The sequence below is a fragment of the Bacillus sp. LR_5 genome (assembly GCF_042709275.1).
The window spans coordinates 1-8,990 of record NZ_JAVAXX010000258.1; the positions used below are offsets into that span (position 1 = coordinate 1).

The 8,990-nt window shown below is 42.3% G+C and carries 9 protein-coding genes; all 9 read right to left on the reverse strand.

Annotated features, from left to right (window positions below):
• On the reverse strand, positions 1–825 hold an 825-nt coding region (gene ispE / locus RAC86_RS30550; protein WP_377886362.1), incomplete at its 3' end, for a 4-(cytidine 5'-diphospho)-2-C-methyl-D-erythritol kinase.
• Between the two features lie 147 nt (positions 826–972).
• Positions 973–1,158: a small, acid-soluble spore protein, alpha/beta type gene (locus RAC86_RS30555; RefSeq protein WP_003218333.1), complete on the reverse strand. Its 186-nt coding sequence runs from the start codon at positions 1,156–1,158 to the stop codon at positions 973–975.
• 159 nt (positions 1,159–1,317) lie between these two features.
• A complete protein-coding gene (veg, locus tag RAC86_RS30560; protein WP_003218330.1) occupies positions 1,318–1,578 on the reverse strand; it encodes a biofilm formation stimulator Veg in 261 nt (86 codons plus the stop codon).
• Positions 1,579–1,788: 210 nt separating this feature from the next.
• Positions 1,789–2,661, reverse strand: coding sequence for a sporulation-specific protease PrtG (prtG, locus tag RAC86_RS30565; protein WP_014112299.1), 873 nt, complete (start codon positions 2,659–2,661; stop codon positions 1,789–1,791).
• Positions 2,662–2,821: 160 nt separating this feature from the next.
• Positions 2,822–3,700: a 16S rRNA (adenine(1518)-N(6)/adenine(1519)-N(6))-dimethyltransferase RsmA gene (gene rsmA, locus RAC86_RS30570; protein ID WP_014112298.1), complete on the reverse strand. Its 879-nt coding sequence runs from the start codon at positions 3,698–3,700 to the stop codon at positions 2,822–2,824.
• The gene (rnmV, locus tag RAC86_RS30575) at positions 3,693–4,253 is read right to left on the reverse strand and encodes a ribonuclease M5 (RefSeq protein ID WP_072565622.1); all 561 of its coding nucleotides are present in this window, start codon (positions 4,251–4,253) and stop codon (positions 3,693–3,695) included. The genes rsmA and rnmV overlap by 8 nt, the downstream gene beginning before the upstream one ends.
• 144 nt (positions 4,254–4,397) lie before the next feature.
• Positions 4,398–5,621: a ubiquitin-like domain-containing protein gene (locus tag RAC86_RS30580; RefSeq protein ID WP_236827537.1), complete on the reverse strand. Its 1,224-nt coding sequence runs from the start codon at positions 5,619–5,621 to the stop codon at positions 4,398–4,400.
• Positions 5,622–5,866: 245 nt separating this feature from the next.
• Positions 5,867–6,634 carry a TatD family hydrolase gene (locus tag RAC86_RS30585; protein ID WP_072565620.1) on the reverse strand — a complete coding sequence of 256 codons (768 nt, stop codon included), beginning with the start codon at positions 6,632–6,634 and terminating at the stop codon, positions 5,867–5,869.
• 78 nt (positions 6,635–6,712) lie between these two features.
• Positions 6,713–8,707 (reverse strand): methionine--tRNA ligase, encoded by a 1,995-nt coding sequence (gene metG / locus RAC86_RS30590; RefSeq protein WP_072565619.1) that lies wholly within the window; start codon positions 8,705–8,707, stop codon positions 6,713–6,715.
• Between the last annotated feature and the right edge of the window lie 283 nt (positions 8,708–8,990).

Consider the following 8,990-nt stretch of genomic DNA (forward strand, 5'->3'; position numbering starts at 1 on the left):
CTGATCGCAGAAGCCTCTTAACCCGTTATAAATTCTCTGCACCTTCGACTCATACTGAACCAGTCCAAACACTGTCGGGCCGCTCCCGCTCATTAACACGGCATCTGCGCCAAAGCGTTTCATCTGGTTTTTGATCATCGCGACTTCAGGGTGCATATCAAGCGTTACAGATTCAAGCACATTGCCTAAACGGCTGCACATCTTTTGAAAACTCTTTTCCTCTATAGCCTCAATCATGCCATGTACATCGGGATGCTCTACATCATCCACCTTTAGCTGTCTGTATACTTCAGCAGTTGAAACACCGATTGTCGGCTTCGCTAAAATGACCCAGCAATGCGGAGGCGTGCTGATGTGTTTAATTTTCTCGCCGCGTCCTGTTGCTAGTGCAGTTCCGCCATAGACACAAAATGAAACGTCGGAGCCAATTTCCGCTCCAAGCTCAGCAAGCGTTTCTGCTGAAAGATTTAAATTCCACAGCCTGTTCAGCCCTCTAAGGGTTGCCGCCGCATCACTGCTTCCGCCGGCAAGACCGGCAGCCACCGGAATCACCTTCGTAATCATGATGGAAACTCCCTTTTTCACGTTGTATCTGTCCTTGATCAGCTTGGCAGCCTGATAAGCTAAGTTTCTTTGGTCATCAGGCACAAAACGGTTGTGGGAGGAAACCCTCACTTCATCCTCTGCCAGCTCCGTCAATTCAATCCGATCCGCTAAATCAATCGTCGTCATGATCATTTCGACTTCATGATAGCCATCCGGGCGTTTTCGGGTGACGTCAAGTGACAGATTGATCTTTGCTGGCGCTTTTTCTAAAATACGCATAGCTTTCACCTACTTCTCCATCTAAACATAAGTATGAACATTGTATCACATTTGAAGTACAGGATGAACATATCCATATTGCAGCCAATTATGTATTTATATCCAACACAAAAAACCGGGGAACGGCACGTCCCCCGGGTCACATCCTTATCGGTTATTCTGGTTCTGAGCCATTTGCTGTTCGGCGATTTCAATGGCGCGCTTTACCATGTTACCGGCATCGCGGGCCCGAATTTCGCCCCAGCCGCCATTTTTGACTGTGTCATAAAAACCAAGGTCTTTAGCCAGCTCATATTTAAACTCATCTGACATAACTCCACGACGTCTGCCCAAACGAAACAACCCCTTTTTTAGAAGTGATAGCCATTCGTGCACGTCACGATAATGTGTGACCGTTTTATCTTTTGCTAAATCAGATGGAACTTTCGTTAAAATTACTGGAAACCAAAAAAGGGCAAAACAAAAAGCAGTAAACAAAAGGTTCACTGCCCGTTAAAATGCCACTGAGCTTGCGGCGTCATCATTAAAAGTCAGCTCAACAGTCTCAGTCAAAATATCAGCATAACTGTATGAAACTCTTTCAAACGAGTTCTCGTCTTGATCTAGTTGTATCACAAAAACAGAAGGGTACGTCTCAGCTAAAATGCCCGAACGCTCAATCGTTTTTCGGCGGCCACCGTTTGCTTTTAACGTCAGCCTTTTACCTAAATTCCCATCAAGCGATCTTTTAATATCGGACAACGTCTTCGCCATTGCATCCACCTCACTATATTTATTGTACAACACGAGCCCATTTTTGTCAAATAAAATTTAAATTATATCAACGTTAATAAGACGTTGTCAATAAAATTATTTTGACAAAATTCTATGATTCCTCAATTATTTTCCGCAAGTTTCGGTAAATTATGTATCATTATGTAAAATAAAAAACCCGCATAGATCTCCTATACAGGTTTTCAGCTGTTAATTAGACTTATAAGGCATTCCAATTCTCAGCACTCCTCTTGTTTCAATACCTCCAAGCCCTTTCTCTCTTGTCAGCGTATTTCGGAGCACCTCCCATACATTGATTCGTTCCATAAACGGCGTAAAGCTGATTTTCGCGACGATATATACCGGATCAAGCGCATGAATGTTGACTCTTGATGGTGAACTCGCGAAATTTGCCCCCGCTCTTATGAGTGATTCAAAATGGGATTGGCAGGCCCCCGCAAAAATAACAAGCTGATCTAAGTGAGGGGTCTTTTTTCGGGCGTTTTGCACCGTTTCAACAAAGTGCTTTGAATGTCTGTACGCGTTCAAATCATCAATGCTGCCCTTTTGCTTCGAGTACGCATCATGTCCTGTTATCACCAGAATGTCAGGTCGATATTTGTCGAGCAATTCTTCAATAGAAGCAGACATTTTCTTTTCATGGCAATGGATGCCGTAGACCGGAACTCCAATTTTTTTATAGACATTCAAGCATTTTTTCAGATATGCTTCATCACCGTCCAGATGAAGCACCTTGCCCGGCATATGAAAATAATGCTCCTGATGCTGATATTGGCTTGTCGCGTAGTACTCCTGCTTTTCTCTGAGCAGCTTATAATCCTGGCGGAGCAATTCGAGCGATTCATTCATTCTGCTCTCATCTTTCTTTTTCCGCATCATCTGCTCATCTTTTTTCACTGCTACCAGATCAGAAAAATCCGAATCAGCAATCAGCCTGACTTCATCACCATGCAAAATAGCGATTGAATTTCCTTTGCTTGTTTGCTCTATTCCTATAATGCGAAACAAAACATCCATTTGATAGGATTTTCTGGCTACCATATCCCCTATTTGAAATTGCACGTTCCTCACTCCACACATAGACTAAGCCTCATCATGAAAGAAAGAGCCTTGAGAAAGCGCCTTTTTTCGCTGAGTCCAAGTTTTTCTTATCATTGAATGAAAGGTCCTTCTCTAGCCTATGTAGCGGCAGTCCATGTGGTGCGCAAAACAAAAAGCCCTTTTAGAAAAGGGCTTTATACAATCCGTTAGACAGCGCTGCGAACTCCTCGATAGACAGGGATTCACCTCGGCGCTTGCCGTCAATATTTGTTTCTTCCAGCACTTGCTCAATCGTTGATTTTCGTGCTTTTCCTTCAGGCAAGTTGTTGACTAAGTTATTGAGCAGCGTTTTACGGCGCTGAGCAAAGCTTGCCTTGATTAACTGAAAGAAAAAGGCTTCGTTTTCCACGTCCACTGCCGGGCCGTCGCGGAGAATCAGCCGAATGACTGCGGAATCAACGTTAGGCTGAGGAACAAACACAGTTTTCGGAACTGTCATCACCGTTTTGGCTTCTGTATAAAATTGCACCGCGATTGAAAGCGAGCCGTATTCCTTAGATGAAGGGTCTGCCGCCATGCGCTCTGCCACTTCTTTTTGCAGCATGACCACAATCCCTTTCAGCGGAAGATGTTCTTCAAGCAGTTTCATGATAATCGGCGTTGTCACGTAATAAGGAAGATTGGCTACAACCATGATCTCATCACAGTCTTGAAATTGTTCTTCAATGACCGATTTGACATCCGCCTTTAATACGTCCTGATGAATGACAGTGACATTGTCGTAAGGAGACAGCGTATCCTTCAGGATCGGCAATAATCGTTGGTCAATCTCAAATGCCACGACCTTTTTCGCCCGCTTGGCAATCTGTTCGGTCAATGCCCCGATTCCCGGGCCGATTTCTATGACACCTGTTTTCTCCGTCACTTCCGCGTGATCGACAATTCTGTCTAAAATGTTCGTATCAATTAAGAAATTCTGTCCTAAGCTCTTTTTAAATGAAAAACCGTATTTCTTCAGTATTTCTTTCGTTCTAATCGGTGTCGCAATATCTTTATTCATTCTGTTCCTCCCGCTTAACGGTATCGAGCGCACTCATAAAATCACTTTTTTTAATTTGAAACATTTGCAGCCGTTTTTGAAGCTGTTTGCCATTTGTATAACCGATTTTCAACAGATCACCCAGTCGTTCGCGCCGGCGTTTGGCCGCAGATCCGCCAATCAGCCCAGCATGAATCAAATCTTCAGCTGAAATGTCACTCGGCTTCGCTTCCATCTCTTCGTGCACGTTTTCTAAACATGCCCTAATACTTTCAATCGATGCGTGCTCCACACCAATTCCCCGCTTGTTTTTAGGTTTGGCAAGATGCTTTGGCAAAAATGCATGCTTACAGCCGGGTACAGCCTCTGAAATGGTTTTGCGGATCTTCTCTCCCGGGAAGTCCGGATCCGTTAAAATGATGACGCCTCTGGTCTTCTGAGCCAAACGGATTTGGTCAATCACTTGATCATCGATGGCTGAACCATTTGTTTCAATTGTGTCTGCATCAACAGCCAATTTGATGCGGGCCGTATCGTCACGCCCCTCGACCACAATGATCTCTTTTATTTTCATTATTTCCTCCAAGACAAAATAAAAACTTTTGTATATTCATGAAACTTTTTCTTATGTCGAGCGTCTAATAAGCAGAAAATACACTTTGTCTATTATAACGAAAAAAACAGAGGGCGCAAAACCCTCTGAATACATAAGTATATATTAATTTAAGATTTTAATTTTGACTGTTTTATTTCCCCATCGGTACGCCGATGATTTCTCCGGGAAAAAGACGTCTATTTTGTTCCCTTTAATTGCTGAACCAGTATCTGCAGCAATGGCATATCCATAGCCCTCAACATGGACTTTCGAGCCTAACGGAATGACATTTGGATCTACAGCGATAACTTTGGCATTCGGATTATTTTTTAAATTGACGCCTGTAGCTGTATGTCCTGAACAACCGCTGCAGCTAGCCGTATAAGCCGTAGATGATACAGTCATGACTTTGCCTGTTGATTCATTGCTGCGGGACACAACTGTTTTTGAATCACCGGAAGCACTGACCTTTTCAATCTTTGGACTGCTTTGCTTTGTTCCGACAGCAATCACCTTATCTTTGCTTTGTTCAGCTGTTTCTTCTTTTACAAGCTCTCTAGACACTTCTTTGCCGTTTTCTTTAACGACTTCGAAATGTTTTTTAAGCCTGCCTTCTTTTCCTTTTTGGACGACCTTTTCTTTCCCTTTTTCAAGAGAAGCGTCTTCTTGCTTTTTCACATCGAACGCAATTTTCTCTTCAACTACATCGGTGACCTTTTCGATACGAGTAATTGTAATATCAGCCTTTCCTTTCGTCAGCTTTGCATCTAACGCAGGCTTGATTTTATCTTCGTCTTTTATGTTCATCTTTTGCTGTTTTAAAAAGTCAGCGACCGTAGTCGAAGTCGTCCAGATCTTCTTTTGTTTTCCTGCATCATCCACAGTAACTTGGAACGCGGGTTCTATGTTAATCTTCATGTCTTTCGAAATATCTGTATCTATTGCGGGATCAATTTGATCTTGTTCTTTCACATCAACATCTTGTTCGTCCAGTAATGCACCGACCGTTTTTGCTGTTGACCATAATGTCTTTTCTTCCCCGTTTATTGTAAGCTTCACAGGTTTTGCAGCCTCATACACAACGTCCAGATCTGCTGTTATCTTTGTCTGTTTAGCAGGTGTGATCTTGTCTTCGTCTCTTGTCTCTATATCAAGCGTCTCTAAAAGATCACCGACTGTTTTTGCATGTGTGCGAATATGTTTCTTTTTGCCATTGATAGAAACTGAGACTGATTGTTTTGTCAGCTCATGAGCCGCGTACGCAGTCCCGCTTCCTGCCAAAAGCAAACAAGCAGCAACCAGAATGACTTTGCTTTTGCTAAGCTTTACGGAAAACAGCTTTTTCATTTTTTGTGTGATGAAAAACGCCTCCTTCTCCTCGGAGAGATTATATAGAGTATCTAAAAGGCTGTCAACCCTCCCCTCTCTTTCTCCAAAAAGCTCAGTGTCTTCTTCATTATCCTGAATTACACTGAGAAACGGAAGAAAGACTTGTCGACAAACCTATCCTATGAGGAGAAGAAAGCATGTAGAACTTTTATAGAAAAACGCTGTAAGAGACAAGCTCTTACAAAACCTGCTAGCGTTTTTTGTCAGTTTATACGGAAAAGTCTTTTTGCATTTTCAGTCGTGATTGATGCAATCTCTTCAAAGGTCATTCCTTTTAATTCAGCGATTTGCTCTGCCACATATTTCACATAGCTTGGCTCATTTCTTTTCCCGCGGAAAGGATGAGGTGTGAGAAACGGGCAGTCAGTTTCAATCAGCAACCGTTCATTCGGGATTTCCTTCACAACTTCCTTCGGCTTCTTCGCATTTTTGAATGTCACCGGTCCCCCAAATGATAAATAAAAATTCATTTTCATGCATTCTCTCGCCACTTCCGCACTTCCTGTAAAGCAGTGCATAATTCCGCCCACAGCTTCTGCGCCTTCCTCTTTCAAAATTGTCACGACATCCTCCGTTGCATCACGGTTGTGAATGATAATAGGAAGGTTGACCTCTTTTGCTAAGGCGATTTGTTTTCTGAACACCTCTTTTTGAACATCTTTAGGAGATTTATCCCAATGATAATCCAGTCCCATTTCACCTATCGCTACCACTTTCTCATGAGCAGACAGCTCTTTAATCCACGCTAAATCTTCCTCTGTCATATCAATCGCGTCAACCGGATGCCAGCCAATGGCTGCATAAATAAAATCATATTCTTCAATCATTTCCATCGCACGAGTAATCGTCGGACGATCAAAACCAACTACAACAATTCGTTCTACTTTTTCAGCTTTTGCCCGTTCAATAACCTCTTTCAGATCAGTATCATATTGTTCTGCATTTAAATGTGCGTGTGTGTCAAACAACATAAGTCAAAAACTCCTTTCTTGTCGAAACACAAAAGGTGTTCGACGAATTGTTACACGTGAAACACCTTTTGTTTATCATTATTTAATTCTTGTGCCTTTTGGTAACGACTGATCGATAGACACGACTTTTAATACGCCGTCTGCTTCCCCTGCAAGGATCATACCTTGAGAAAGCTCTCCTCTCAGTTTAACCGGTTTTAAATTTGTTACACAAACGAGTTTTTTCCCAACAAGCTCTTCAGGCGTATAATGCTTCGCAATGCCGGATACGACTTGGCGTTTTTCAAAACCAAGATCCAGCTGCAACTTCAATAAACGGTCCGCTTTTTTCACCGGCTCTGCCTGAATGACCTCAGCCACGCGAAGTTCTACATCCATAAATTGATCAATCGTAATTTCAGGTAAACGATCAACCTCTTGCGGCTCTTCTTCTTTTGTTTCTTCTTTAGCTGGCGCTGAGCCCTGCATTTTCCCTTTGATGTAAGCAATTTCTTCTTCTGCCTCTAAACGAGGGAACAACGGCTCGCCTTTTTGTACTTTTGTATCTTTCAGCTGGCCGAAAGCTGTAATGCTATCCCAAGCTTTTAAAGCTTCATCAGTAATGCCCAGCTGCTCGAACATTTTTTCTGGTGTCTTTGTTAAGAATGGCTGAAGCAGCACAGCTGAAATACGCAATGATTCAGCAAGGTGATACATCACTGATTGCAGTTCTTCTTCTTTTGCCGGATCTTTGGCAAGCACCCATGGAGCTGTCTCATCAATGTATTTGTTGGTACGGCTGATTAGCTGCCATAATGTCGAAAGAGCTACCGAGAATTCCATGTTTTCCATTGCTTTCTCGTAAGCCTTCACTGTTTCTTCAGCGACTGAAGTGAGCGTTTGGTCAAATTCTGTCACGGCACCCTTGTAAGAACCGATTTGTCCGTCAAAATACTTATTGATCATCGCAACCGTACGATTCAATAGGTTTCCTAAATCATTCGCTAGATCATAGTTAATCCGCTCAACAAAACCTTCCGGCGTGAATACACCGTCTGATCCAAATGGAACTTCGCGAAGCAGGTAATAGCGAAGCTCATCTAAACCGTAGCGTTCAATTAATGTAACCGGATCTACAACGTTCCCTTTTGATTTCGACATTTTTCCGTCTTTCATCAAAAGCCAGCCATGCGCAAATACTTGCTTCGGCAGCGGCAGATCCAGGGCCATCAGCATAATTGGCCAGTAAATGGTATGGAATCGCACAATCTCCTTACCGACTAAATGCACATCGGCAGGCCAATATTTTTGATAAAGCTCATCATTTTCTGTATCATAACCGAGTGCTGTTAAATAGTTAAATAGCGCGTCGATCCAAACATATACAACGTGCTTTGGATTTTCCGGCACCTTCACACCCCAGTCAAAAGTGGTGCGTGATACAGCCAAATCCTCAAGTCCAGGCTTGATAAAGTTGTTAATCATCTCGTTTTTGCGTGATTCCGGCTGAATGAATGACGGGTTTTCTTCATAGTATTTCAGAAGACGATCCGCATATTTACCCATACGGAAGAAATAAGATTCCTCTTTGATTAATTCAACTGGGTGTCCGCTGTCAGGGCTTTTACCGCCGATGACCTCTCCCTTTTCATTTCGCTCGATATCAACCAGCTGAGTTTCCGTGTAGAACGTTTCATCCGGGATACTGTACCAGCCTTCATATTCATCAAGATAGATGTCCCCGTTATCAAGAAGCTTTTGAAACACCTTTTCAATCACAACTTTATGCCGTTTTTCTGTCGTACGGATAAAGTCGTCGTTTGAGATTTCAAGCTGTTTCCACAGTTTCTGAATATCTGCCGCTGCACGGTCCACATACTCCTGAGGTGTAATGTTTTCCTGTTCAGCTTTTTGTTGGATTTTTTGTCCATGCTCGTCCGTTCCTGTTAAATAGCGAACATCGAACCCTTTTAATCTTTTGTAGCGTGCCATTGCATCTCCCGCGACTGTCGTATATGCATGGCCGATATGTAATTTCCCGCTCGGATAATAAATCGGTGTTGTAATGTAAAATGTATTGTTTTCTTGCGGCATCTTGAAACCTCCCAATCAGAATGTCAAAAAGCTCCCGCCCAAAGGACGAGAGCGGCGATAAGTGCAAATCATATATGATTATTATTTATATTTATCCTTTATCTATGATACCATCTTAGCCTTTAAGATCAAGAATATATACGTATGCCCTGAAAAAGAATAATTAAAATTAAAAATCTTTAATGAAAGTAAAAAAAGTCTGTTCATGTCGAATTTTGTCGTATATAATCAAATGAAATAAAAAACCTTAGTTCGAAAGTCTTGATTTAAAAGGATTTTTAGT

Coding starts and splice junctions, on each gene's coding strand:
- veg (WP_003218330.1), bottom strand. CDS start 1,578: ATGGCGAAGACGTTGTCCGATATTAAAAGATCGCTTGATGGGAATTTA.
- rsmA (WP_014112298.1), bottom strand. CDS start 3,700: ATGAATAAAGATATTGCGACACCGATTAGAACGAAAGAAATACTGAAG.
- rnmV (WP_072565622.1), bottom strand. CDS start 4,253: ATGAAAATAAAAGAGATCATTGTGGTCGAGGGGCGTGACGATACGGCC.
- RAC86_RS30580 (WP_236827537.1), bottom strand. CDS start 5,621: ATGAAAAAGCTGTTTTCCGTAAAGCTTAGCAAAAGCAAAGTCATTCTG.
- RAC86_RS30585 (WP_072565620.1), bottom strand. CDS start 6,634: ATGTTGTTTGACACACACGCACATTTAAATGCAGAACAATATGATACT.
- metG (WP_072565619.1), bottom strand. CDS start 8,707: ATGCCGCAAGAAAACAATACATTTTACATTACAACACCGATTTATTAT.